This window comes from Haloarcula sp. 1CSR25-25 (assembly GCF_032027985.1).
In the GTDB taxonomy this organism is placed as follows: domain Archaea; phylum Halobacteriota; class Halobacteria; order Halobacteriales; family Haloarculaceae; genus Haloarcula.
Genome location: NZ_JAHYBW010000006.1, coordinates 144215 through 165741, shown reverse-complemented (window position 1 = coordinate 165741; position 21527 = coordinate 144215). Strand labels below are relative to the sequence as shown.

30 protein-coding genes are annotated in these 21527 nt (G+C 63.7%); 12 read left to right on the top strand and 18 right to left on the bottom strand.

The genetic code is table 11. The annotated features are described in order from the left end of the window. Positions 1-7 precede the first annotated feature (7 nt). Genes KZ498_RS17230 through KZ498_RS17215 form a run of 4 tightly spaced genes read right to left on the bottom strand, consistent with a single transcriptional unit; the run spans position 8 to position 2158 of the window. Entirely contained in the window at positions 8-832 is an 825-nt protein-coding gene (locus KZ498_RS17230) for an HNH endonuclease signature motif containing protein (RefSeq protein ID WP_312620382.1), read from the bottom strand. Positions 833-892: 60 nt separating this feature from the next. Then, entirely contained in the window at positions 893-1192 is a 300-nt protein-coding gene (locus KZ498_RS17225) for a hypothetical protein (protein WP_222917094.1), read from the bottom strand. 18 nt (positions 1193-1210) lie between these two features. Beyond that, complete coding sequence (locus KZ498_RS17220; RefSeq protein ID WP_222917095.1) at positions 1211-1546, bottom strand: hypothetical protein; 336 nt, start codon at positions 1544-1546, stop codon at positions 1211-1213. 45 nt (positions 1547-1591) lie between these two features. After that, complete coding sequence (locus tag KZ498_RS17215) at positions 1592-2158, bottom strand: hypothetical protein (RefSeq protein WP_312620376.1); 567 nt, start codon at positions 2156-2158, stop codon at positions 1592-1594. A 189-nt stretch (positions 2159-2347) separates the two neighbouring features. Between KZ498_RS17215 and KZ498_RS17210 the strand changes: the two genes are divergently transcribed. Beyond that, positions 2348-2557 carry a hypothetical protein gene (locus tag KZ498_RS17210; RefSeq protein WP_312620375.1) on the top strand — a complete coding sequence of 70 codons (210 nt, stop codon included), beginning with the start codon at positions 2348-2350 and terminating at the stop codon, positions 2555-2557. A gap of 204 nt (positions 2558-2761) precedes the next feature. Further along, positions 2762-3061, top strand: coding sequence for a hypothetical protein (locus tag KZ498_RS17205; RefSeq protein ID WP_312620373.1), 300 nt, complete (start codon positions 2762-2764; stop codon positions 3059-3061). Between the two features lie 8 nt (positions 3062-3069). On the opposite strand, the gene KZ498_RS17200 is transcribed toward KZ498_RS17205, so the two are convergent. Continuing rightward, entirely contained in the window at positions 3070-4353 is a 1284-nt protein-coding gene (locus KZ498_RS17200; protein ID WP_312620372.1) for a site-specific integrase, read from the bottom strand. A gap of 411 nt (positions 4354-4764) precedes the next feature. On the opposite strand from KZ498_RS17200, the gene KZ498_RS17195 reads away from it, so the two are divergent. Further along, complete coding sequence (locus KZ498_RS17195) at positions 4765-5061, top strand: hypothetical protein (RefSeq protein ID WP_312620371.1); 297 nt, start codon at positions 4765-4767, stop codon at positions 5059-5061. 51 nt (positions 5062-5112) lie between these two features. On the opposite strand, the gene KZ498_RS17190 is transcribed toward KZ498_RS17195, so the two are convergent. The 4 genes from KZ498_RS17190 to KZ498_RS17175 form a co-directional block, all read right to left on the bottom strand. Next, complete coding sequence (locus KZ498_RS17190) at positions 5113-6153, bottom strand: NAD(P)-dependent alcohol dehydrogenase (RefSeq protein ID WP_312620370.1); 1041 nt, start codon at positions 6151-6153, stop codon at positions 5113-5115. Positions 6154-6277: 124 nt separating this feature from the next. Then, complete coding sequence (locus tag KZ498_RS17185; protein WP_312620369.1) at positions 6278-6913, bottom strand: PGF-CTERM sorting domain-containing protein; 636 nt, start codon at positions 6911-6913, stop codon at positions 6278-6280. Between the two features lie 54 nt (positions 6914-6967). Beyond that, positions 6968-7210 (bottom strand): flagella cluster protein, encoded by a 243-nt coding sequence (locus tag KZ498_RS17180; protein ID WP_312620368.1) that lies wholly within the window; start codon positions 7208-7210, stop codon positions 6968-6970. Between the two features lie 42 nt (positions 7211-7252). Beyond that, positions 7253-8116 carry a heme-copper oxidase subunit III gene (locus tag KZ498_RS17175; protein WP_312620367.1) on the bottom strand — a complete coding sequence of 288 codons (864 nt, stop codon included), beginning with the start codon at positions 8114-8116 and terminating at the stop codon, positions 7253-7255. 159 nt (positions 8117-8275) lie between these two features. Here KZ498_RS17175 and KZ498_RS17170 point away from each other — a divergent pair, with 159 nt between their 5' ends. From KZ498_RS17170 to KZ498_RS17160, 3 genes are all read left to right on the top strand, one after another. Continuing rightward, entirely contained in the window at positions 8276-9622 is a 1347-nt protein-coding gene (locus tag KZ498_RS17170) for a hypothetical protein (RefSeq protein ID WP_312620586.1), read from the top strand. Further along, positions 9619-9927, top strand: a complete 309-nt coding sequence (locus KZ498_RS17165) for a C2H2-type zinc finger protein (RefSeq protein WP_312620366.1) — start codon at positions 9619-9621, stop codon at positions 9925-9927. The genes KZ498_RS17170 and KZ498_RS17165 overlap by 4 nt, the downstream gene beginning before the upstream one ends. A 73-nt stretch (positions 9928-10000) precedes the next feature. After that, positions 10001-10285 (top strand): DNA-directed RNA polymerase subunit L, encoded by a 285-nt coding sequence (locus KZ498_RS17160; RefSeq protein ID WP_137684216.1) that lies wholly within the window; start codon positions 10001-10003, stop codon positions 10283-10285. Positions 10286-10288: 3 nt separating this feature from the next. Here KZ498_RS17160 and KZ498_RS17155 read toward each other — a convergent pair whose 3' ends face one another. Further along, the gene (locus KZ498_RS17155; protein WP_312620365.1) at positions 10289-11137 is read right to left on the bottom strand and encodes a hypothetical protein; all 849 of its coding nucleotides are present in this window, start codon (positions 11135-11137) and stop codon (positions 10289-10291) included. A gap of 521 nt (positions 11138-11658) precedes the next feature. Then, complete coding sequence (hisF, locus tag KZ498_RS17150; RefSeq protein WP_312620363.1) at positions 11659-12474, bottom strand: imidazole glycerol phosphate synthase subunit HisF; 816 nt, start codon at positions 12472-12474, stop codon at positions 11659-11661. A 116-nt stretch (positions 12475-12590) separates the two neighbouring features. Between hisF and KZ498_RS17145 the strand changes: the two genes are divergently transcribed. Next, positions 12591-12782: a hypothetical protein gene (locus KZ498_RS17145; RefSeq protein WP_312620362.1), complete on the top strand. Its 192-nt coding sequence runs from the start codon at positions 12591-12593 to the stop codon at positions 12780-12782. Positions 12783-12843: 61 nt separating this feature from the next. On the opposite strand, the gene purL is transcribed toward KZ498_RS17145, so the two are convergent. Next, entirely contained in the window at positions 12844-15009 is a 2166-nt protein-coding gene (gene purL, locus KZ498_RS17140; RefSeq protein WP_312620361.1) for a phosphoribosylformylglycinamidine synthase subunit PurL, read from the bottom strand. A 311-nt stretch (positions 15010-15320) separates the two neighbouring features. Here purL and KZ498_RS17135 point away from each other — a divergent pair, with 311 nt between their 5' ends. Continuing rightward, positions 15321-15686: a hypothetical protein gene (locus KZ498_RS17135; RefSeq protein WP_312620360.1), complete on the top strand. Its 366-nt coding sequence runs from the start codon at positions 15321-15323 to the stop codon at positions 15684-15686. A gap of 110 nt (positions 15687-15796) precedes the next feature. Here the strand turns inward: KZ498_RS17135 and KZ498_RS17130 are convergent, their stop codons facing one another. Beyond that, the gene (locus KZ498_RS17130; RefSeq protein WP_312620358.1) at positions 15797-16330 is read right to left on the bottom strand and encodes a hypothetical protein; all 534 of its coding nucleotides are present in this window, start codon (positions 16328-16330) and stop codon (positions 15797-15799) included. An 88-nt stretch (positions 16331-16418) separates the two neighbouring features. On the opposite strand from KZ498_RS17130, the gene KZ498_RS17125 reads away from it, so the two are divergent. Together KZ498_RS17125 and KZ498_RS17120 are read left to right on the top strand one after the other, a co-directional pair. Then, positions 16419-16652, top strand: coding sequence for a DUF2249 domain-containing protein (locus KZ498_RS17125; RefSeq protein WP_312620357.1), 234 nt, complete (start codon positions 16419-16421; stop codon positions 16650-16652). Next, complete coding sequence (locus KZ498_RS17120) at positions 16649-16969, top strand: cupin domain-containing protein (RefSeq protein WP_312620356.1); 321 nt, start codon at positions 16649-16651, stop codon at positions 16967-16969. The genes KZ498_RS17125 and KZ498_RS17120 overlap by 4 nt, the downstream gene beginning before the upstream one ends. Positions 16970-16971: 2 nt before the next feature. On the opposite strand, the gene KZ498_RS17115 is transcribed toward KZ498_RS17120, so the two are convergent. Both KZ498_RS17115 and KZ498_RS17110 read right to left on the bottom strand, forming a co-directional pair. Continuing rightward, on the bottom strand, positions 16972-17244 hold the full coding sequence (locus tag KZ498_RS17115; RefSeq protein ID WP_312620354.1) for a glutamyl-tRNA reductase: 273 nt from the start codon (positions 17242-17244) through the stop codon (positions 16972-16974). Then, a complete protein-coding gene (locus KZ498_RS17110) occupies positions 17241-17570 on the bottom strand; it encodes a DUF2249 domain-containing protein (RefSeq protein ID WP_312620353.1) in 330 nt (109 codons plus the stop codon). Before KZ498_RS17110 ends, KZ498_RS17115 begins: the two co-directional genes overlap by 4 nt. A gap of 44 nt (positions 17571-17614) precedes the next feature. Between KZ498_RS17110 and KZ498_RS17105 the strand changes: the two genes are divergently transcribed. After that, positions 17615-18928 (top strand): hypothetical protein, encoded by a 1314-nt coding sequence (locus tag KZ498_RS17105; RefSeq protein WP_312620352.1) that lies wholly within the window; start codon positions 17615-17617, stop codon positions 18926-18928. A gap of 1 nt (position 18929) precedes the next feature. Here the strand turns inward: KZ498_RS17105 and KZ498_RS17100 are convergent, their stop codons facing one another. The 3 genes from KZ498_RS17100 to KZ498_RS17090 form a co-directional block, all read right to left on the bottom strand. Next, complete coding sequence (locus KZ498_RS17100; RefSeq protein ID WP_312620351.1) at positions 18930-19226, bottom strand: hypothetical protein; 297 nt, start codon at positions 19224-19226, stop codon at positions 18930-18932. A 154-nt stretch (positions 19227-19380) separates the two neighbouring features. Continuing rightward, positions 19381-19680, bottom strand: a complete 300-nt coding sequence (locus tag KZ498_RS17095) for a hypothetical protein (RefSeq protein WP_312620350.1) — start codon at positions 19678-19680, stop codon at positions 19381-19383. A 2-nt stretch (positions 19681-19682) separates the two neighbouring features. After that, positions 19683-20060: a helix-turn-helix domain-containing protein gene (locus tag KZ498_RS17090; protein ID WP_312620349.1), complete on the bottom strand. Its 378-nt coding sequence runs from the start codon at positions 20058-20060 to the stop codon at positions 19683-19685. Positions 20061-20271: 211 nt separating this feature from the next. On the opposite strand from KZ498_RS17090, the gene KZ498_RS17085 reads away from it, so the two are divergent. After that, positions 20272-21423, top strand: coding sequence for a multicopper oxidase domain-containing protein (locus KZ498_RS17085; protein WP_312620348.1), 1152 nt, complete (start codon positions 20272-20274; stop codon positions 21421-21423). Positions 21424-21527: the final 104 nt, after the last annotated feature.

The following is a 21527-nucleotide window of genomic DNA, read 5'->3' as shown; positions in this document are numbered from 1 at the left end:
GGCGCACCTATGGACTTCCTCTGCGATCATCCAATTTCTGTTTCAGTTTCCTGTTGAATTGCTTTCCCCGCCGACCGTGGTGCACCCTACGATGACAGTTGGGACAGAGAGCAATAACAAAGTCTGGATGGTCAGGACCGCCATCTCCTAATCGGTGGACATGGTGGGCTTCCAGATACGGATCACCATTGCGATTGGTAAACGGGGCCTCTTCCTCACAGCCCTGACAGATCCCGTCAGCCCAGCTGAGGGCATACTCTCTCACTGCTTCAGATGTTTCGTACTCAGTTGTCGTGGACGTTCGATGACTGGGAATGTCTGATGCACTCTCTTTCGCTTCCTCCCAGAGCTCCTCTTCGGTGACTGTCTCAGGTTCTTCATCAGCAGAAGCCCCGATCACATGTTCCAGTCTAAATCTGATTGCGGATCGTTCGTCGCCGTTTTTGTCTGGGAGAGTTTCTCTGTGCCAATCAACACAAGAATACTGACCAAGGTAGACTACGTGGGCGTCTTCAATGAGCGACTTTTCGAACAGATGGAGCTCATCGCCGTTTTCATCGTGGTCCCGGACATCAGAGTTCCACCGTCCGGTATTCGTTGTCCGGTCGAACGTCATTTCACCTTCCTGGCCGGCTCCGGTGTAGACGAATTTTCCATCCGGTTTGAATTCGTCCTTGTATCCATACTTCTCCCCCTCCTCCCCCGTGAATATGAATACGAAGGGGTTGTCTGCGGGCGATGAAATTCCCCCCCGACGTCCACCACCGTATCGGTCGTGGAGTTCGCCACGACGGATAACGTCACCAATGCTGTATGGAAGTCCTGACGTCATGGCGTCGAAGACTCTCTGATGCTAGTTAGGTCTTGGGCGGGGAACGGGGATTCTCCAAACTCAACGCCGGTCCAACTCCTGATCTATCTCATCCAAAATCTCTCTGATACGGTCGTCAAGCTGCTCGACTGAATAGGGATACGGCTCATAGCCAGCGGTATCAAGTTCCTCCGCCAATCCTTGAATCTGTTCGGAGATGCGATTTCTGGCCTGTCTCTGGCGTTGGCGCTCCTTCGCATTTCCATCGATCATCACAGGCTGACCACACTCCTGGCATCGCCAATCCCACATCGTATCCGATTGGTTCACCGGGATCACCTCTACCTGATTTTCACAAAACGAACAGACAGTCTCTGGCATGTGTTCAAATCTGTCGGCCTACCATTTGTAGAGTTGGCCCTCTTCAGGCGGGAATTCAGTTAGGTCAATGTCGCTCGGGTACGGGTCAGAAACAATCTCACGGTGATCACGAATGATCCTCATCTCCTCATCCTCTAACGTTTCTGAACCGAAAGTTCCGATGTATGCTCCTTCAGGGTACTGTTCGATATTATGGCCCGACAGAACCCGTCTTATGCGGACTTCTGCGTCAGCCGGAAGTCTGTCGATGTGTCGTGGTAATCCGTAGGCGACCAGATCGTCATCATCGTCACTCCCGGCCCTGATGTGGATACGAAGTCGATTATCCTTCGTGTCTATTCCAATGATCTTCATGGACGATTCTACATACACGCCGAACAATATTCGTTTGGCTAGTAGTCACTGTATTTCCTCAAAATAAGCCTCAACATCCGATGACGTTATCCGCCCCTGGTTGAAGAGCATCTGCATCTCTAATGTGGTCACTTGTTCCCTTGCTTCGAAGCGCTTCTCAACCAGATCCAATCGCCCCTGGAGAATGTCGGAATTGAACAAATCCACTCTCTGCTGATCCACGGTTACATCGACAGAGTCGATCTGGGGCATCCTCTGCAGTGAAGCCTGAAATAGGTCCTCCAGATCTATTCCCATGTCATCCGCACACTGGGAAGCAAAGGCGACCATGCTCATCAGACCCTCCGCGAAAATTTGGCTGTCCCGTAGTTCTTCTTCTCGGTCAGCTGTGGTGAACTCCAATTCGTGGTCGAAGTCCGTTAGTTGCTCCCGGTCACGGGCTTCCAGATGATTGAATACGATATCGAAATCCCCGATACCAGCTTTGATCCGCTCCCGAATCCGACCACGTTTGACCCGTTGGTTGGCCTTCGAAATTTCGCTGGGTTTGTCTCTAAGGTATTCCCGCTGATCAGGCGTGAGTATGGAACTGACCTTTGGATCACTTTCCATAACGCAATAGCGTTACGCCGATGCAATAATTGTTATGGTGGTCGTGGTGACGCATATGGGTTCAAAGAGTGAAACCACGCTACCCTGCTCAGAATCTGTCCGTGACAGCATCAGGTCGTTCAAGACTGGAGGAGAGTCCTATGACGACGTCCTCCGTCGAATGATCTCCGCATTGGAGGAAGAGTGAAAATGTCGGGAGAGACGTCAGCCACCCTTCGAAAAGGCGACTTCAATGCACCTGATGACGAAAAAGTCGAAATCACGATAGAGGAACCGCTTGGGGCTCGATTGCTCTTGCCCCGCGCGGATATCGAACTTACCCGTCCAGGGGTTTCCTTTGTGACAATTCACGCCGACCTGACTGCTCCGGAAGCAGGTGGCGCATGGGAAGAACAGTGACCACGAAAACTCCCGGGCACTCTGAGACGGCAATACAGCCCTATGTTTGCTGGATACCACAATCTGCAAATTCCAGTTTAAAGCTACGCCGCCTTGCGATTCTGAGGGCTGCCAGTCCGCTGTATAGCGACGTCACTCCGGGTACAAACAATCTGACCCGTGAATCATTCGACGCCGGCCAACTGACCCCCGCCAAGAGATCGGATGGCCGACGTCGGGACCGCCCCGCCAGACGGCAAGAGGCAATCCATGCAGAACAAGGATTCTAAGCGAAATAAAACCAGCGTGGAGGCAGTACGGAACAAGAATAGTGGTGACGACGGAGTCACTGACGTCGATCAGTTCGTCAGTGAACACTCAGACTTTCTGGGAAGGGTTCTGGGCCGCGGGGACAAGGAAGCCCGGGGTCATGCCCTGGCGCTGATAGCGAACGGTGGGACGGTCAGCGACATCGACCGTATCCAGCAGGTGCTGGAGGACCTGAAGGAACAGAAAGAGGAATGACGGCGTCGTCAGTCGGTCGACAGCGCGTCAACGAACTGCTGGGCTTCCGCTTCCAGTTCTGGATGCTGTTCGAACAGGTCCATGAGCGACTGGGCCTGATCGATTTCATCCAGCATATCGGGGTTTTCTTTCGCCAGCCGAAGGACCGCCCGGCGGACCTCCTGCTGTTCCTGACGCTTCTGTTGCAGGGATTCAGAGTCATATTCCAGCGCCTGCCCGCAGAAGACGCATTCGTCCCTGTCGTGCGGCGTGTCCTTCCCGCACCGGGGGCATTCGACGGGGGCGTGGCTCTCCGGTTCGTTGGTTTCGACTTCTTTCCCCTGGAGTCGGGCATACTGGGCGTCGGTCGCCTCCCCGAACTTGGCGATATAGCGGGCTACCGCCTCACTCCCACGGCGTCGACCCTGCCGGTCTTCGATCAGCGAAGCCTTCGCGTCCCGCTGTTTCGCCAACCAATAGGCGTTCGATTTCCTGAAGTTCGTCGGCGTCACCTTCTTCGTGACGTCCGCCCGGTCAGCCGCTTCTTTGAACGTCTGAAGGAACCGCTGGTAGGAGTAGCGTTCCGGCTTGCTGAGTTTCGACCACAGTGGCGCGTCAGGGTTATCGGGCGCGGGATGGCCCTGATTCCGGTCGTTCAGCCACCGTTGGAGCGGGGGGATGCTGAAGTCCGCGGTCAGCAGTACCGACCGCTGTCCGGTCTTGCCGTCGACGCGAATATGGATGCCGTGATCGGCGTCGGAGACGTCCCCGACGGTCAGGTCGTAGAGTTCGCCACCTCTGAAGCCGCCTTCGTACTGCACGCCGATCAGCGCGGCGTCCCGGGGGTTCGCCGTCTCTTCGATCATGGGTTTGACGTCGTCTTCCAGGTCCAGCATCTCCGCGGGGTCGGGCGACGGGTCGTAACTCCGCGACGTCTTCGAAGACACCCAGGAAACACTAGCAGGTGGGTCGCCGTCGTCGTCGGGATTGACGCGCTTCCCGAAAACTCTGAGCGCGACCCGGTAGTCCCGGTTCGTCTCTTCGTTGTCGTAGGTGGTGTGAATCCAGCGGACGATATCTTCCGCGGCGTCCTTATTCTCCAGCGCGTCGGCCAGCCCGCCGACCTCTTCGGCCATGCGGGTGCAGTGACGCAACAGTTTGAGGTGTCGGTACGCGCCGTACTCTTCTTTGAGCAGGTCCAACTGCTTGCTGAAGTCGATCAGGACGTCAGCGTCGGCGTCGGACAAGTCCCGGTCGCCGGCTTCGATGCGGGACCGCAACGTCTCTACCTCTTGGCGGGGGTCAGTCGTCATGCCTCTAATAATATTTATAGTGGGATTGTAAAGGTTAGGTTGAATGCCCTCCACCGGCTTTCTGCGAGAACAGTTGTGACGGGCGAAAGCAATTCCGTTCGAATCAGGGAGAGGCTTTGCTTCAACCGTGGCTCGGATCGTCATCCCAAGAGAGGGCCCGTGGTGGCCGACGGAGCCGTGGGTCCCAGCCGCCAAAACAGACGAGAGAGTCTCGCTTCGCTGACAGCGGAGCAGGTATAAAAACGACCCTCACCAGTGACGCGATACTGAAACGGGAGGTCGAGTCGAATCACTCCCTGAGCAATGGCCACACAGTATTTATTCGGACGGCTGTCGGACACGAACCGTGGTGCCGTCACGGGCGCACCGAGACACTCGCTGACACCAGCAGTCGGGAGGCGGTGAGTGTCGATGGGATTCAGAAACGCCTGGCACCGCGATACCGACGAAGAGGTCTGTTGTATCGCCTGCGGTGAGACGGTCGCTCGGTCGGACGCCCGGGAGTACGACAAGTACGGCGACCGCTGGGACCGCGAAGACAAGTCCTTCGAGTACCTGTGCAAGACCTGCTACCGGGAGTACTGTCACTTCGACCGGACCGGGCTGGAAGACCAACTCGAAGCTGCGGGTGCCGGGACCGTGAGCCGAGACGCGTTTCTCAGGCGCTATCGCGACCAGACGGAACAGACTCGCGCCGACGGTCGGTGAGCCGCCGGATGGCTGTCCGGTCCGGCAATGCGACGCCACATCGCGGGCGGTTCAGGGCGTGATGACCGCCCGACCGTCTATCTCCCGGTCTTCGAGCATCTGTGCGACGGTGTTCACGTCGTCAAGCCCGTACCGAGTCGTATGCAGGTCGACCGCCCCGCGCTCGACGAGGGCGACCAGCTCCTGGAGTTCGGTGTACTGACCGACGATGTTGCCCTGATAGGCGAACTCGCCGTTGACGAGCGCCTGCGCGGGTTCGTGGATGTGGCCACCGTAGCCGATGATGTGGTGGTCGCCGCCAGCGGCACAGATGTCCGGCGCGAGCGCCGTCGTCTCGTCGGCCCCGACGAAATCGAGCACCTGCGCGGCGCCGACGCCGTCGCTGATGGCGTCGACCTCGCTGGCGACGTCTTCGCTCTCCGGGTCGATGGTGTAGTGTGCGCCGAGGTCGGCGGCGAGGTCGCGGGCGGACTGCTTGATGTCGACGGCGACGAGGTCGGCGGCACACATCGCGTCGAGACACTGGAGGCCGATGTGTCCGAGCCCGCCGATGCCGATGACGACCGCGGTGTCGCCCGGGTTGAGTCCGTCGACGGCCTTCTTCGCCGCGTGGTAGGCCGTGATGCCGGCGTCGGCGTGGGGCGCGATATCGGCCGGGTCGACGCCGTCGGGCAGTGGGATGACCGACCGGTCGCTGGTCAGTAACTGGTCGGCGAAGCCGCCGTCGGTCGTCAGGCCGTTGAACGCGTCGTTCTCGCAGTACATCGTCTCGCCCTGGCGGCACGGTCGGCAGGTGCCACAGGTCTGGACCGGGTGACAGATGACCTGGTCGCCCTCCGAAACGACGGTTACGTCCTCGCCCGTCTCGAGGACTGTTCCGGCGTTCTCGTGGCCTAATGTCAATGGGAGGTCCTGCGGGACGTACTGCTCCCACATCCCCTCGATGATGTGGTTGTCAGTCTGGCACCACCCGGCCCCTTCGACTTCGACGATGACGTCGTCCCCAGATGCGACCTGTGGGGCGTCCACCTCGTCTATCGAGAGCCCGTTCGACATGTCGTGTGTGTACTCGTGGAGTCTGGCTGCGCGCATCGTTCTGTGTCCGGGTGAAAAGACAATAAACGTACAGTATAAAATATCGAATACGTAGTCGACGGCTCGCCACAGGGGTCGGTTACCGTTCATCCGGTGCGAGGGCGCGTATCGCGTGGGAGACTCAGTCCCGCAGGGCCAGCAGCGCGGCCCCCAGAAGCGCCACGACCGCGACGGGAATGCCCATGCCGGGGCCGAAGGCCGACGACGGCGCGGGGCTGGTCGCGCGGATGGGGTCCTCGACCGGTTCGTCGGCCGCGTACTCCCACGAAGCAGTGTCATTCTGGACGATGTCGGCGTTCGAGGACGTGATGTCTGCAGGCATCGTCAGCCGGTACTCGACCGCGACGCCATCGCCGAAGGCCACGTCGGTGTTCTCGTTCGCCGTGACGAACGTCCGGTCCTCGTAGGTGACGTTGCCGCCGCTGACGTTGGTCGACACGTCGCTGTCCGGGCCGGGCGTCCAGTCCGTGAACGTCATCGAGAGCGTGACGTTCTCCCCCTCCAGTTCCTGTTCGTACGTGTAGTTGTCCATCCGACTGACGTTCACGTCGGCCAGCAGGTACCCCTCGACCGAGTCATATCCCTCCCCCTGGGCCTGGCTCTGGAGGCCGTCGTACACTGACGGGGACATCTCGAGGGTCAGGTCGTACTCCGAGACTGTGCCGTCGGCGGCCACCGTCGAGTCGACCGTCGCCGTTACACAGCCAGACAGGACGACGAGGGCAGCGAGACCGAGTGCGGGGAGGATCCGATGCATACCTCACCGAATCGTTTCGGGTGGGATAAGCCTTGTTGCCGGCGAGGGTGCGGCTCAATGTGTCAGGACCAGTAGCTGGTCGTCGGTCCGGACCAGACAGAATGGCGAATCGGGGTTCCCGAGGGTGTTCGTCCGTTTCTCGCTTACGAAGAGCGTCTCGAACGCATTTCCGCAGGCCGGACAGGCGAACCCCTTCCGGTTCGACAGCGTCATCGTCCCGCGGTCGTCTTGCAGCAGCTTGAGCCCGTGACGGTACTCGTGTACGTCGAAGCGCCCGCTGACGTCTAGCTGGTCCATGCGTGTGAAACGAGTGTCGGCCGTCTAAAACTCCTCTGTAGCCTACACCAGGTTCGCACCCATGTAGAGCACGACGACGAGGAAGATCCAGACGACGTCGACGAAGTGCCAGTACATCGACGCCGTCGAGACGGAGGTGTGGCGCTCGGCCGAGTACTGACCGTAGTACGCGCGGATGAAGACGATACCCAGGAGCACGGCGCCCATCGTGACGTGGAGGCCGTGGAGCCCAGTCAGCCCGTAGAACGCGGACCCGTAGATGCCGCCACCGATACTGAAGCCCTTGTGGACGATGAACTCGTAGTACTCGTACACCTGCCCGCCGATGAAGACGATTCCCAGAAGCAGCGTCGCGCCCAGCAGTTTCAGGAACCGGCTCCGGTTCCCGTTCCGGAGCGCGAGGTGACTGAAGTGAAGCGTCACCGAGCTAGCGATCAGAATCAGCGTGTTGACAATGACCAGCGAGCCGAACACCTCGGGCACTGCCGCCTGTGTCCAGACCTCGCCGCCGCGCACGATGAAGTAGTAGACGAAGCCAGCGCCGAAGGTGGCGATCTCGCTCCCAAGGAACAGGAGCATCGCGAACTTCAGCGTCTTGTCCGAGTGGTAGTCGGTCCCGCGCTCCCAGAAATCGGAGACGAAGGCGTGATACAGCCAGCCGTAGATGCCGACGAGGAAGAGCCCGACGCTTCCGGCCATCGCGCCCGCCCCGACTGTCTGGCTGACAAGTGCGTTCTCGCCCATCGAGAGCACGAGCAGGGCCGCACTGACGTAGATGCCCGAACCACCGATCGCCGTCACGAAGGGCCACCAGCTGGCCTCGCCGAACCCGTGGGGCCAGTCCTCCGTCGCCGGGAGGTGGTGCTCCCCGTGCCCGTCGTCCGCGTGTTCATCGGAGACACTCATACTAGGCCTCTTGCGAACGGAATACTAAAAGCCCATCCAATTCACTGCGGCTCGGTCCGCCTCGGTGCCCGGATAGCTCGCCGGCGTCCCGGAAGCTACAGGGGGGCGAAGGCCCAACTGCCGACGATGACTCCTGGGAGGCGTCGCACGGTCGCGCTGGTGGTGTGCGGGCTGGGATGGCTGGCCGCGACGGGGACGGCGAGCGCACACGGTGGCAGTCTCGCCGCCGGCGGCCGCGACTCGCTGACGATACCGACGTGGCTGTTCCTGAGTACCGGTGGTGCGGCAGTCGGCGCGTCGTTCCTGCTGGCGTCGTTTGTCACCGACCGGGCGTTCATCGAGCGTATCCACGACTGGGGGCGGCCGCTGTCGGGCGACTACGAGCGCGTTCTGGGGCTTGCCGGCCAGCTCGTCGGCCTCGCCGGCCTCGCCGCGGTGTTCGTCGTCGGCTTCCTCGGCCCGACGAACGCCCGGACGAACCTCGCGATACTGCTCGTCTGGGTCGGCTGGTGGGCCGGGCTGGCGATGACGACGTACCTCGTGGGCAACGCCTGGGCGACGCTCAATCCGTTCAAGACGCTCGCCAGGCTCCTCCCGACGCTCGACCGCGCCTACCCCGCCCGCGTCGGGTCCTGGCCCGCCGTCGGCGGCCTGCTCGTGCTGGTGTGGCTGGAGGTCGTCAGCCCGCTCGCCGACCAGCCGCGACTGCTCGCGTCGGTCGTCGCCGGCTACTCGGTGGTGACGCTCGCGGGCGCGTTCGTGTTCGGACCCGACGACTGGTTCGCTCACGCCGACCCGGTCGAGCGGGTGTTCCGCTACTACGGTCGGTTTGCACCTATCGGCCGCGGCGAGGACGGGCTCCGCCTTCGGCTCCCCGGCATGGACCTCTCGACGCCGCGGCTGGTCGACGGTCCGGACGAGGTGGCGTTCGTGGTCGCACTGCTGTGGGTCACGACCTACGACGGGCTGGTCACGACGCCCGCCTGGCGGGACCTGACGACGCCAGTGGTCGAGGCCGGCGTCCCGCCGCACCTCCTCTATCCGGTCGCGCTCGGGGTCGGCTTTGCCTGCTTCCTCGGCGTGTACCGGCTCGCGGTCCGGGTCTCCCGCGACGTGTCGGACACGTACCTGGCTCCGGCGGTCCTCGCACGGCGGTTCGCACCGCCGCTCGTCGCCATCGCCGTCGGCTACCACTTCGCCCACTACCTCGGGTACTTCCTCGTGCTCGCGCCCTCGCTGGCCATCGCGCTCACGTCGCCGTTTGCCAGTCCGGCGACGGTGCCGACAGTCGAACTGCCGGCGTGGTTCGGGGCGGTCGCGCTCACGTCGGTCATCGTCGGCCACCTGGTCGCGATATGGATCGCCCACACCGCCGCCTACGACCTGTTTCCCGCGCGGTTGCAGGCGATTCGGTCACAGTACCCCTTCATCGCGGTCATGGTGTTTTACACGATGACGAGCCTCTGGGTGGTCTCCCAGCCGGAGGTGGCACTCCCGCATCTATGACTGAGACAGCATCACCCACGGACGAACAGACCGCATCGACCGCCGCCGCGGACGAGACGTACGACGTCCCGGCCGACGCCACGGCCTACACCTGTTCGTACTGCGGCCGGCCGTTCGCCCGCGAGCCCTGGCTCGCGCTGCACTGCGGGCTGGCCCATCCCAACGAACTCGACGACGGGGAGGTCGAGGCCTTCCGGGCGGCCCACGAAGAGGAGGCGGAGTCGCTTTCGACGTTCCGACTCCAGGCGCTGGGTGCGCTCGTGCTCATCTACTTCGGCCTCCTGATGGTCTACGCCCTCGTGTAGAATCCGGCCCCGCGCTCTCGCCACTGGGCGGGAAGCGAAGCGTTGATGGGTCGGAGGCGACCAAACAGTGGGTATGGACCTTCGCGTCATCGACAAATCCGACACGGAACTCTCTATCGAAATCGCCGGTGAGGACCACACGTTCATGAACGTCATCAAGGGGGCGCTACTGGAGACAGACGGCGTCACGGCGGCGACCTACGACGTGAACCCCGAGCAGTCCGGCGGCCAGACGGACCCGGTGTTGACCATCAAGACCGAGGAGGGCGTCGACGCGCTGGAGGCCCTCGAAGACGGGACTGACGCCGTAATCGAGAAGGCGGACAGCTTCACTGACGCGTTCGAAGCCGCCGCGTAACTTCTAGCAGAGCACGTACGTGACGAACACGCGTTCGTCCGGGCCGACGTGGATGTCGATACCGATCAGTCCGGCCTCTGCCCGGTGAATCATGTTGCCCCGCTCGATGTAGCTGTCGACGAGTGCCGTCGCCAGCGCCGTCTCGTTCTGGTACTGGCCGAGTGACTGGGGCGTTCGGTCGTAGGCCACCTCGTAGCTGACCACCGCTGGGCGGTCACAGGCGATGGGGAACCGGGAGACACCCTCCCGCGTCGGCGGCTCCGCGTTGGCGTATCGGGCATCGACACGGCCCTTGTTGTAGTAGGCCGCAGCATCGTCTAGGGTCGCGTTCCGCGAGACCGTCCCGCCGCCGACGCCCGACCGCCGGACGTTGTACACGTCGAGGTAGGTGTCCTCGACCCCGGCGAGCGAGAGCGAGTCGACCGTGTCGCCGCTGCCGGCCGGGGACGCAATCTGTGGCGGGCCAGTCGGGGTATCGGCGGCAAAGCCCGGCAGCGTGATGCCGCCCACGGCAGCGAGCACGATGAGCCCGAGCAGCAGTGCCACGGCGGCGTAGCCGATCACGTACTTCGTCTCGACCACGTCCAGCCAGCCGGTCTTAATCTCATCGAGCGGGTCGTCCTCCGGCGGTCCCGTCCGTCGCTCGAAGTTACTCCCGCCACAGCGCTTGCACGGCGGGGAGTTCTTCTGGTGCTGGCGACCGCAGTCCAGGCAGACCCATCTGGGTCCGCCCTCGACGACCTCCTCGTTGACCTGCGTCACGGCTTCCTCGAACGTGCCGTGGCCGCAGTTGTCACACGGTGGGTCGTCCTCCTCGTGGGGTTTGCCACACCATTCACACCGCCATTTCATTGTCGGTTCTCCGTGTTGGGCAAATAAAACCCCCCCGGTGCCGAGCCGCAGTGGTGCGGTTCTGCGGAGAGGTGCCGGCCGGGAACGTGGTGCCGTCCCCACTGCCGGGCGGCTGTAGCCAGAGTCATCGGGACCCGACCACGACTGTTCCGCTGTCACTCGGCCGGGTGTTGCCGGACGTGCCACCAAACGGCAGTAGAGTGGCGCGACACCTGTCTGTCGCAGTGTCGTCCCCGCTGGGACCTCCCGGTGTGGGCTGGGCCCAGTGTGACTGTGGGCGGCACTGACCGGTATCGGACACCGAGACGGCGGCGGCACCGAAACCACCGACGTCCCGGGATGCCTGTATCATACTGGGAGGGTGACATGAGTGCGTATTTAATATTACCGCGTTAAGTCGGGGACTCTTGCGTGTACAGCGTCGACAGATACCGCTCTGACCAGGCGGACGTGATTGCGGCGGTATGCCGAAGAGAGACGGAGAGGCCGGCGGTTTTACACCCGACTCCGAGGCCCCGGTCCTACAGCCGGACCGGAATCCCCTTGCTGTCGAGGTACTCCTTGGTCTCGGCGATGGAGTACTCGCCGAAGTGGAAGATGGAGGCGGCGAGGCCGGCGTCGGCACCGGCGTCGACGAACACCTCCTCCATGTCTTCCGGGCCGCCACAGCCCGAGGAGGCGATGACCGGCGTCGAGACGGTGTCACAGACGGCCTTCATCAGCGGGATGTCGTAGCCGTCTTTCGTCCCGTCGGCGTCGATGGAGTTGACGAACAGTTCGCCGGCGCCGCGCTCCTCCGCCTCGGTGGCCCACTCGATGACGTCCAGTCCGGTTCCCTCGCGGCCGCCCTTGACCGTGCATTCGAACCAGCAGGACTCGCCGTCGACCTCGGTGTAGTACTCGCCCTCCTCGTCGAAGCGACGGCGGGCGTCGACGGAGATGACGATACACTGGCTCCCGAAGGCCGCCGCGCCCTCGTCGATGAGTTCCGGTTCGGCGATAGCGCCGGAGTTGATCGACACCTTGTCCGCGCCGGCCCGCAGCGTCTCCTTGATGTCGTCGCGAGTTCGGATGCCCCCGCCGACGGTCAGCGGGATGAACACCTCGTCGGCGACCGCCGAGACCGTATCGAGCATCGTCTCCCGGCCCTCGGCGGAGGCGGTGATGTCAAGGAAGACGAACTCGTCGGCCCCGGACTCGTTGTAGGCCTTTGCCATCTCCACCGGGTCGCCGGTGTACTCCAGGTCCTCGAAGTTGACTCCCGTGTACACCGCCGCGTCCCCGTTCTCGTCTACGTCCACGTCGATACAGGGGATGATTCGCTTCGTGAGCGTCATTTCTTGGTCGTGGCTTCGCAACAGCGCCGTTTGACCGTTTCGACTGGTGCAAGCGTGGGGCGGTCGCTCGGTAGCAATCCGACAGCTACACGTACGACGCCCCAGAAGCACCGCCCATGGCAGACGACCACCACGAGGAGGACCGACCGGACTACGACCCCGAACACGTCGAACTCCCCGCCCGAGAACCGCCGCTCCGGTCGACGGCCCCACAGAGCCCGTTCACGATGTCCCAGGTCGGGACGGGGCTCGGCGTACTACTGGTCGGACTGGTAGTCACGTTCGGTCTCGCGCTGGCGCTGGCCTGACTCTCGAGTCTCTTTTCGCCGTCGAGGAACCGGACCGTTCGAAACGGATTCGCCGCCGGGCTCAGGCCAGTTCGTCTTCGATGACCGAGCGCAGGTCGGCGATGTCCGCGGCGTCGTACTGCACCGTCTCGTCGTTGACGGTGATATCGAGCCGGTTCGAGCCGTTTGCCTCGCCCAGTTCCGTCACCGGTGCGACGCCGTCGAAGGCCTCCCGGGCCGCCGCCGGGTCGGTCGTCTCGAACACGACGCGGCCGGGCCGCTCGTTGAACAGGAGCCGCTTCCGGGTGCCGCGCTCGACCGTCTCAATCTCGACCGACGCGCCGGCGTCCGCGTGGACCATCTCCGCGAGTGCCACTGCCAGCCCGCCGTGGCTCACGTCGTGGCTCGCCAGCACGTGGTCGGCGTCGGCGACGTCGGCGATGGTATCGATGAGTCCCGTCGGGTCCGCCGGGAGGTCGGGGAAGCGGTCGGTGCCGCCGAACTGCGCGGTGTACTCGGAGCCGCCGAGTCGTGGGTCGGCATCGCCCTCCAGGGCGCTGTCGCCGACGACGACGAGCGTTCCCTCGCCGGACAGCGACATCGGCGGGGCGTCGTAGCCCTCCTTGACCCCGACCAGGGCGAGCGTCGGCGTCGGCGGGATCGGCCCCTCCTGTGAGTCGTTGTACAGCGAGACGTTGCCGCCGACGACCGGAACATCGAGGTCGCTACACATGTCCGCCAGGCCGTCGACGATGCCTTTGAAGCCGCCGTACACCTCCGGCTTCTCGGGGTTGCCGCCGTTGAGACAGTCCACGGCCGCGTGGGGCGTCGCGCCCTTCGCGGCGACGTTGGTGGCGTTCTCCAGCGCGACGGCGCGTGCCCCCTCGTACGGCGCGGCATCGGTCCAGTTGGGGTCCGCGCCGGCGGAAAAGGCCAGCCCGGTCCCGGCCTCACGAATCGCGAGCAGCGCGGCGTCGTCGCCGGGCAGGACGCTCGTGCGGACCTGCACCTCGTGGTCGTACTGGCGGTACACCCACCGTTTCGAGGCGCAGTTCGGGCTGCCGACGAGACGCTCGAACGCCTCGGCCAGCGACACCGTCGGCAGGTCACGCTCCTGTGCCGGCGGCGCGACGCTGGGCAGGTCGTTCATCGGCGCGCCGTCGCCGAGGAACTCCGCGTCCACGTCGACGACCGTCTCGCCCTCGAACGTACAGACGTAGTTCGTGCCCGGTTCGGTGAGGTCGCCGATGACCGAACAGCCCAGGTCGAACCGCTCGGCGAGCTCGGCCACGCGGTCGACGTTCTCGGGCGCGACCTCGTACACCATCCGCTCCTGGCTCTCGGCGAGCAAGTACTCCATGGCGTTCATGTTGGGCTCGCGCTCGTGGACGCGGTCCAGTTCGATGCGCGCGCCGAGGCCGCCCTTGGCGACCAGTTCCGACGACGCCCCGCCGAGGCCGGCGGCCCCGAGGTCGCGGGCCGACTCGACGAGGGCCTCGTCCAGCAGTGCCTCGTTGCACTCGATGAGGAGCTTCTCGGCGTAGGGGTCGCCGACCTGGACGGCCGGCCGGTCCTCCGTTTCGGCGTCCTCGGCGAGGTCCTCGCTGGCGAAGGACGCGCCGCCCAGCCCGTCCCGACCCGTCGCGTTGCCCACGAGGACGAGCTTGTTGCCCGGCTCCTGAGCCTCGGCGGTGATGGTCCGCTCGGGCTCCAGCAGACCGATACAGGAGACGTTCACGAGCGGGTTCCCCTCGTAGTCGTCGTGGAAGGCGACGCTCCCGGCGACGGTCGGGACGCCGATACAGTTCCCGTAGTGAGAGATGCCCTCGACGACCCCCTCGAAGAGATAGCGTGAGTGCTCCCGGTCGAAATCACCGAAGTACAGACAGTCGGCCAGTGCAATTGGGTACGCCCCCATCGACAGCGTGTCGCGGACGATTCCGCCCACGCCCGTCGCCGCCCCGTCGAACGGGTCGACGTAGGACGGGTGGTTGTGGGACTCGACGCCCATGGTGATGTACATCTCCTCGCCGTCGCCGTGGGTCGGCAGGGAGACGACGGCCGCGTCGTCGCCGGGACCGATGACGACCTGTTCGCCCTCGGAGTCGAACGCCGATAACAGGGGCCGGGAGGAGCGATACGCGCAGTGTTCGCTCCAGAGGTTCTCGAAGAGAGCGGCCTCCGCCCGTGTCGGCTCCCGACCGATCTCCTCGACCACGAGTTTGTGGTCCGCGTCGGACAGGCTCATTACCTCCTCGTGGCCGCCCGCCAGATAAGTCCCTTTCCATGCACCCGCGTCGGCGGGACGTAAACGACAACTGTCGAGACGGGTATCCGGGGAACGACTCACGGCCACATCCCGGTGGTGTAGTTTCACAGGTGAATACGAGGGCTACAGACACCGACAGTACGTCTTCTCTAAGCGAGTCGAGACGGACGCTGAAACGTTCAGAATCGCCACTAGGAAGGGCTTATCCGGATTACACCGGGCCTCTCCTTTTCAGAACAGATAACTGGACCTTGAGATATATACGGGCACTGGTCGTATCCCGACACAGAATGAGCACCGCCGATAGTGACTGGCTGACGCTGGAGGGGAGTTCCTTCTCGGGGCGGTCCTTCTCCAGCGTGTGGGCGGTGGCGCTGGCGACCTACGGCGTCGGCGACGTCGTTACCACCATCGCCATCGTCTACTTCGTCCCGACGTTCACCGAGGCGAACCCGGCGATCCGGTGGGCCATCCAGTCGTTCGGCGGCGGCGGGTTCCTCGGGCTCAAACTCCTCGTTATCTACTGCTGTCTCGGCGTGAGCATCTGGGGCGGTGTGCTCGACGAGGACCCGCTGTTGTTCTACGGCCCGCCGGCGCTCCTGACGGTGATGGGGCTCGCGGTGACCGTGCTCAATCTCAATCTGCTGTTTTCCTGAGCGGGCCTCAGGAGCGGCGTTCTCACAGGAGGGCCGCGTTCGACGCGGGTCTCGTACCGTGACTGCACCGCTGTGCGTTCAGCGCGTGCTATCGTGATGGCCGTCCTCCATCAGAACGGCGCGCTCCCCGCCGACTCGTCCTGTCCGTCCGTCCGGAGCTCACCGGTCTCCCGATACCGCGTTTCGAGTCGTGTGAGTTTGTCGTTTATCTCCGTGCTCTGGTGGTGTGCCGGGCTCACGCGGACGCGAACGAGGTCGTACTCGTGGCGGTCCGACAGCCCGTTCCAGGCGCGGAACGCGCCGACAGTCAGCGTGTCGCTCTGCGGGCAGAACTCGGTCGTCGGCGTGAATTCGGCCCGCAGCACACTGCTGTCGTCCGGGTCACGGCCGTAGCGGAAGCCGGCGTCCGGGTGCCGGTGGTCGAGGTTCAGCCGTGCGAGGTTGTACCCGAAGGTCATGTCGTACACGCCGCGCTCCTCGAACAGGTCCATCGTGTGTCGGTGGAAGGCGGCGTGGTCGGTACCGGTCAGCACTGCCGTATCGGACAGGAAGGGCCCGGGGTCCGGGATGTGTTCGCGAACGAACGCCCCGTAGCTATCGAACCCGACGTCTGAACCGCCCCGGAGGCCGGAGAGAAGGCTCATACTGGAACGAACGGGGGGCATGCATCAGGACCTACCCCCGAACGTGTTCGGGGGAACCCCCTCGCCTGCTCCCGTCGAACACCGAGTGATGCCAGCAACCACACTCGACCTCCGTGAGATGCCGCCGCCGGAACGACACTCGAAGATACACGACTCCTTCGAGGCGCTGTCGTCCGGGGAGACGCTTCGAATCATCAACGACCACGAGCCCAAGCCGCTGTTCTACGAGATGCAAGCCGAGGCCGATAGATTCGACGCGGCGAACTACCGCTGTGAGCAGGAGGGCCCACAGAAGTACGTCGCCGACCTCCCGAAACAATGAGCGAGACCGCATCCGCCGGGACGGAGCGAGCAACGCTCGACAGTGACGGGGACGGCCGGGCGAGGCTGTTCGACGGGGAGCCAAAGACCGTCCAGTTGACGCTGGATGCGGGCGAGTCGATTCCGGCCCACGAGCATCCCGGTCGGGACATCGTATTCTTCCTCCGTTCAGGCGCCGTGGACCTGACGCTCGGCGACGAGACGCTGTCGCTCGCTCCCGGCGACGTCGTTCGGTTCGACGGTGACCAGGACATCTCCCCCGCGGCAACGGCGGACAGCGAGGCACTGCTCGTCCTCGCTGCGTCGGCGTCGGAGTAGGCTCACTCGAACAGGGAGACCGCCGTCTCGATTGTCTCCTCGTCCGCACTCCTCGCTGCGTCCTGTAGACTCGCCCGGGGGACCGCGAGCAATCGGTCGACGAGCCGTTCGCTCAACTCTTCGACTGCGAGTCGCTGGTCGGCCGTCAGTTCGCCGTCGTGCTGTAGTTGTGAGAGCGTCTGTTGGAGTTGCTTCCGCCGAATCTTCGCGCCTCGGCTGTCGATACGGGCGACCGCTTCCTCGACTTCGACGGGCGACTCGGTGTTCGGGCTCATCTTCGCCAGATGACGGTCACTGTGGCGTCGTCGGTTTCAATACTTTCGAAGTCGTAGCCTCTGTCCTCGAGTTTCGGGTAGAGGTGCTGTGGGGCGCGGTCGTTGACCTGGACCAGAACGGTGTCCTCGTCCAGGTCCGCAAGCCGCTCCAGTGTCTGCTTGAGCGGCTTGGGCGGCCCGAGCGACTGGACGTCGAGGCGATCCGTCGGCGCGTCTGTGGGTGCAGCCGTCTCTGAAACCGCGGCTGCGGGCTGGTCTGTTGGCTGGTGGTTCGACGCCATGCGTGCAGGTTCGGTCGTGAGCGGGCCGACCCTTTTCCCGAACATGTTCGCCCCCACTGCCAGCAGGGCCCGGACCGTACCTATCGGTAATGAGCGGGATACCTGTAGATGTAGACACTGACGCCGGGCCGCCGATGACGGTTCCGCTGCGTCATTTCACTGTCGCACTGGCGTTTCTGGTCGCCGGTGTCGCCGTCGGCATCGTCGAGGGACGCGCCGGCCACCTCGCGCAGGTCCACCTCCTGCTCGCCGGGTGGGTCTGTCTCACAATCATGGGCGCGCTGACGCAGTTCGTTCCGGTCTGGTGTGGAGTCGAACTCCATTCGCGTCGCCTGGCAGCCCTACAGTTGCCGCTTGCCGCAATCGGGTTTGCGGGCCTGGCGGGTGGCTTCCTGACAGCCACCCACGCCCTCCTCCCGGTCGCCGGAACGTTCGCGGTGGTCGGCGTCTGGGCCCTCTGTTACAACATCGGTCGGACGCTTCTCGCCGCGACACCCGACGTCACGGCGATTCATTTCGGCTGGGCGCTGGTGTTCTTTGCGCTGGTGACGGCCGCCGGGTTCGTGCTGGCGCTTGACCACGCTACCGGCGTCCTCCCGGTCCTGGGCATCGGCCGACGGGGACTCCTGCTGGCCCACGGAACGCTCGCCGTGTTCGGTGCGGTCCTGACGACTGTCGCGGGCGCGTTGGCACAATTGGCCCCAATGTTCACGCAGGCCGACACCGGCAGCGTTGACGCGGCAGCCCAGCGGGCAGAGACAGCGCTCTATCCGTTCGGCGTCCTTGCGCTCGCTGGTGGTCGGCTGGTCGGCTCACCCGGTCTGGCCCGGCTCGGGGCGGTTCTCGTCGCCGCTGGGCTCGGCGTCGTGGGGGCACTTCTGGCGCGACAGCTCATCGGGGCGCGTGTCGAGTGGTCGCCGATGCTGACCCGCTACAGCGTCGCCGCGCTGTCGCTGTCTCTCTGGGCAGGGCTAACGATACTTGCGTGGTGGACCGACCCGCTCGCGTACGGTGGTCTGCTCGGCACTCCATCGACGGTGTTACTGGTCGGCGGCGTCGGCTTTGTCGTCCTCGGGACCCTGTATCACGTCGTCCCCTTCATCGTCTGGGTCCACCGATACAGCGACCGGCTTGGCTTCGAGGACGTGCCGATGGTCGATGACCTGTACGATCACCGCATCGCCGCCGTGGACGGCGTGGCGCTGACTCTCGCGTACGGCCTTCTCGTTATCAATCAGTGGCTCGAAACACCGGACGGCACGCCGCTGGTCGCCGGGGCACTCGCCTTTCTCGGCACCGTGCTGTTCGCGGGGACCCACGTCGCCGTCCTTGTCGAACACAGCCCGCAATCGCTGCCCACACTGCTGACCGGTCGTGAACGGACGCCGGCCGAGGACCCGTAACTTACCTCGTCGCCGTCGGCTGGTCCGTGTACAGCGAGTAGGTCAGAATGAAGAACCCGGCAGCGGTGAACAGTTCCTCGACAGTGACGCTCTGTGTCACCGGCATGCCGACGAGCTGGTGGAGGCTGCCGCCGAGTATCGCGCCCAGCGTGACGAACCCGATACCGAGACAGAGCGCCCGCATCGCCGGAGACTCGGTGCGACGGTACGCGCGGTAGGTCAGCGTCGTCAGTATCGCACCACAGACCAGCGTGACTGTCTTCATCCCGATTAACAGTACTGCGTTCGCTTCGAGCATAACTCTGATTGACACGTCCTGGTAAATATACCGTCCGTAGCGTTTCCAGCCGGTGAGAATACCCTTGACACGGCAGAAAGCGGTGCAGTAGTCCGCTCCGGTCGATATCGGGAACGAGAGCTGAGGATGTTATCGCGGGGGCGCTCTACGCGAGCTACCGAACGTACAGCGAGTAGAGGATGATGCCCAGACCGATGGCAGTCAGTGAACTCGACGTGAAGACGCTCACGGAGAGCAGTTGCTGACCGAGATACCTGCCGACGACGATGTCGAGGACACCGCCGGCGAACGCACCGAGGGTCACGACCCCGAACCCGTAGGTGAGCCACTTGTGCTGGGGGCTTTTCGTCCGGCTGTACGCCTGATACGAGTAGTACGTTATCAGGCCACCGAGGATGAGGATCAGTGTCTTCGAGACGACGATACCGACCTGTGAGCTTGGGATGTGTACCATGATTATGTCTCCTTTCGTACCTCGGACCAGAGGTTTTCGAGCCGTTGGTCCGGCGTCCGAGCCCGGTGTGAGATGTCGACGGTGAGCGACAGTTCCTCGTCGAGGCTCATGACGACCTCCTCGAAGTCGATAGCGTACCGGCTGGCGTGTTGGCCGTCCGACCTGACTTCGACGCCCTCGTACAGCAACGAGGACTCCGTCAGCAGTTCGAGCTTTCGGTAGGTCGTCGATAGCGGTACGCCGCTCCGGTCGGATATCTCACTCGCCGTCAACGGTTCCTCCAGTACGCTGACGATGGCGCGACAGTCCTCGTCGTCGAGTGCGTCGAGGACCGTCTGTAACTCCGGCGTCTCCTGGTCAGCGAAGGGGTCCCGGACCATCCTTGCCCGACAGTGCCCGCCCGAGACGTTTAATGTAACCGACTTAGGAGCGCTTACCGCCAGACGCAGCCGACGTTTCCGCCACACGGCACGTAATATATAGGGCACTTATCTGTAACCGACCGTTCGTTCCCAGTAACTGAGAACGCTTCTACCGGCCTGAGAACCCCCTTCAGGGGTTTATATTGCGGGATATTACGCTCAGTTGCTTATGGAAGACCAGATCGGCGCACCCGGCTCGGGTATCTCCCGTCGCGACTTCGTGAAAGCGTCCGGCCTCGGTGGCACGGTCGCGCTCGCGGGCTGTACCGCCCCGGGTGAGGTTCCGACCGAAGAGTCAGTCGACACCGGCACCACCCCAGCACAGTCCGACAGCACTCTCCCGACGACGTCGTCCCCGGAGATCGTCAACGTCGACGAGCAGGGCGGCGAAGTGACGCTCTCCTCGGTCCCGGCCAGACACGAGGCCCATCCCGGCGAGTCGATGGGCGGCCCCGTCGAACTCCCGAAGGTGTGGGCGTTCAAAGCCGACGACGGCGAACCCAGCGTCCCGGGACCGATTCTCCGGACGACGGAGGGCGAGGACATGGAGGTCACCTTCGACAACACAGACGGCATGCGCCCGCACACGGTCCACTTCCACGCCGTCCAGAAGCAGTGGGAGGACGACGGCGTCCCGACCACGACGGGTATCCGCATCGACCCCGGCGAGAAACACACCTACACCATCCCCGCGAACGTGACGGGCACGCACCTGTATCACTGCCACTACCAGACCCATCGCCACATCGACATGGGGATGTACGGCATCTTCCGCGTCGACCCGAAGGGGTACGAGCCGGCCGACAAGGAGTACTTCATGACGCTGAAGGAGTGGGACTCCCGGCTCAACCGCCAGATGGCCGGTATGGACGCAAGCTACGACGCCCGCAACCGCCGTCCCGACACGTTCACCATCAACGGCAAGGCCGCACCCCGGACGCTCCACCCGGAGGACGGCTCGCCGATCATCGTCGAGCAGGGCGACACGGTGCGCATCCACATGTGTAACAACGGGTACATGGACCACCCGATGCACATCCACAACCACCGCTTCCAGGTGACCCACAAGGACGGCGGGGAGATTCCGGAGGCCGCCCGCCACGACCAGGACATCACCAGCATCCCGCCCGCCGGACGGCACACGATCGAGTTCGAAGCCGACGCCGACCCCGGCATCTACCTCGCGCACTGTCACAAGGTCAGCCACGCGATGAACGGGAACTCCTACCCCGGCGGGATGGTCACCGGTGTCGTCTACAAGGAGGCCATGGACACCGACATCTTCAAACAGCTGATGGACTACGCCGGCTACGAAGGCTGACCCGGCGCTGGCCGTAAAGCGGGTCGGGATAGACGCCGTTTCTCGGACGGTTTCGAGCGAGTGACCCGATAGAGACAGTCCTCGTGCGAACGACGTAGTAAACC

Coding starts and splice junctions, on each gene's coding strand:
- KZ498_RS17230 (WP_312620382.1), bottom strand. CDS start 832: ATGACGTCAGGACTTCCATACAGCATTGGTGACGTTATCCGTCGTGGC.
- KZ498_RS17225 (WP_222917094.1), bottom strand. CDS start 1,192: ATGCCAGAGACTGTCTGTTCGTTTTGTGAAAATCAGGTAGAGGTGATC.
- KZ498_RS17220 (WP_222917095.1), bottom strand. CDS start 1,546: ATGAAGATCATTGGAATAGACACGAAGGATAATCGACTTCGTATCCAC.
- KZ498_RS17215 (WP_312620376.1), bottom strand. CDS start 2,158: ATGGAAAGTGATCCAAAGGTCAGTTCCATACTCACGCCTGATCAGCGG.
- KZ498_RS17210 (WP_312620375.1), top strand. CDS start 2,348: ATGTCGGGAGAGACGTCAGCCACCCTTCGAAAAGGCGACTTCAATGCA.
- KZ498_RS17205 (WP_312620373.1), top strand. CDS start 2,762: ATGGCCGACGTCGGGACCGCCCCGCCAGACGGCAAGAGGCAATCCATG.
- KZ498_RS17200 (WP_312620372.1), bottom strand. CDS start 4,353: ATGACGACTGACCCCCGCCAAGAGGTAGAGACGTTGCGGTCCCGCATC.
- KZ498_RS17195 (WP_312620371.1), top strand. CDS start 4,765: ATGGGATTCAGAAACGCCTGGCACCGCGATACCGACGAAGAGGTCTGT.
- KZ498_RS17190 (WP_312620370.1), bottom strand. CDS start 6,153: ATGCGCGCAGCCAGACTCCACGAGTACACACACGACATGTCGAACGGG.
- KZ498_RS17185 (WP_312620369.1), bottom strand. CDS start 6,913: ATGCATCGGATCCTCCCCGCACTCGGTCTCGCTGCCCTCGTCGTCCTG.
- KZ498_RS17180 (WP_312620368.1), bottom strand. CDS start 7,210: ATGGACCAGCTAGACGTCAGCGGGCGCTTCGACGTACACGAGTACCGT.
- KZ498_RS17175 (WP_312620367.1), bottom strand. CDS start 8,116: ATGAGTGTCTCCGATGAACACGCGGACGACGGGCACGGGGAGCACCAC.
- KZ498_RS17165 (WP_312620366.1), top strand. CDS start 9,619: ATGACTGAGACAGCATCACCCACGGACGAACAGACCGCATCGACCGCC.
- KZ498_RS17160 (WP_137684216.1), top strand. CDS start 10,001: ATGGACCTTCGCGTCATCGACAAATCCGACACGGAACTCTCTATCGAA.
- KZ498_RS17155 (WP_312620365.1), bottom strand. CDS start 11,137: ATGAAATGGCGGTGTGAATGGTGTGGCAAACCCCACGAGGAGGACGAC.
- hisF (WP_312620363.1), bottom strand. CDS start 12,474: ATGACGCTCACGAAGCGAATCATCCCCTGTATCGACGTGGACGTAGAC.
- KZ498_RS17145 (WP_312620362.1), top strand. CDS start 12,591: ATGGCAGACGACCACCACGAGGAGGACCGACCGGACTACGACCCCGAA.
- purL (WP_312620361.1), bottom strand. CDS start 15,009: ATGAGCCTGTCCGACGCGGACCACAAACTCGTGGTCGAGGAGATCGGT.
- KZ498_RS17135 (WP_312620360.1), top strand. CDS start 15,321: ATGAGCACCGCCGATAGTGACTGGCTGACGCTGGAGGGGAGTTCCTTC.
- KZ498_RS17130 (WP_312620358.1), bottom strand. CDS start 16,330: ATGAGCCTTCTCTCCGGCCTCCGGGGCGGTTCAGACGTCGGGTTCGAT.
- KZ498_RS17125 (WP_312620357.1), top strand. CDS start 16,419: ATGCCAGCAACCACACTCGACCTCCGTGAGATGCCGCCGCCGGAACGA.
- KZ498_RS17120 (WP_312620356.1), top strand. CDS start 16,649: ATGAGCGAGACCGCATCCGCCGGGACGGAGCGAGCAACGCTCGACAGT.
- KZ498_RS17115 (WP_312620354.1), bottom strand. CDS start 17,244: ATGAGCCCGAACACCGAGTCGCCCGTCGAAGTCGAGGAAGCGGTCGCC.
- KZ498_RS17110 (WP_312620353.1), bottom strand. CDS start 17,570: ATGTTCGGGAAAAGGGTCGGCCCGCTCACGACCGAACCTGCACGCATG.
- KZ498_RS17105 (WP_312620352.1), top strand. CDS start 17,615: ATGAGCGGGATACCTGTAGATGTAGACACTGACGCCGGGCCGCCGATG.
- KZ498_RS17100 (WP_312620351.1), bottom strand. CDS start 19,226: ATGCTCGAAGCGAACGCAGTACTGTTAATCGGGATGAAGACAGTCACG.
- KZ498_RS17095 (WP_312620350.1), bottom strand. CDS start 19,680: ATGGTACACATCCCAAGCTCACAGGTCGGTATCGTCGTCTCGAAGACA.
- KZ498_RS17090 (WP_312620349.1), bottom strand. CDS start 20,060: ATGGTCCGGGACCCCTTCGCTGACCAGGAGACGCCGGAGTTACAGACG.
- KZ498_RS17085 (WP_312620348.1), top strand. CDS start 20,272: ATGGAAGACCAGATCGGCGCACCCGGCTCGGGTATCTCCCGTCGCGAC.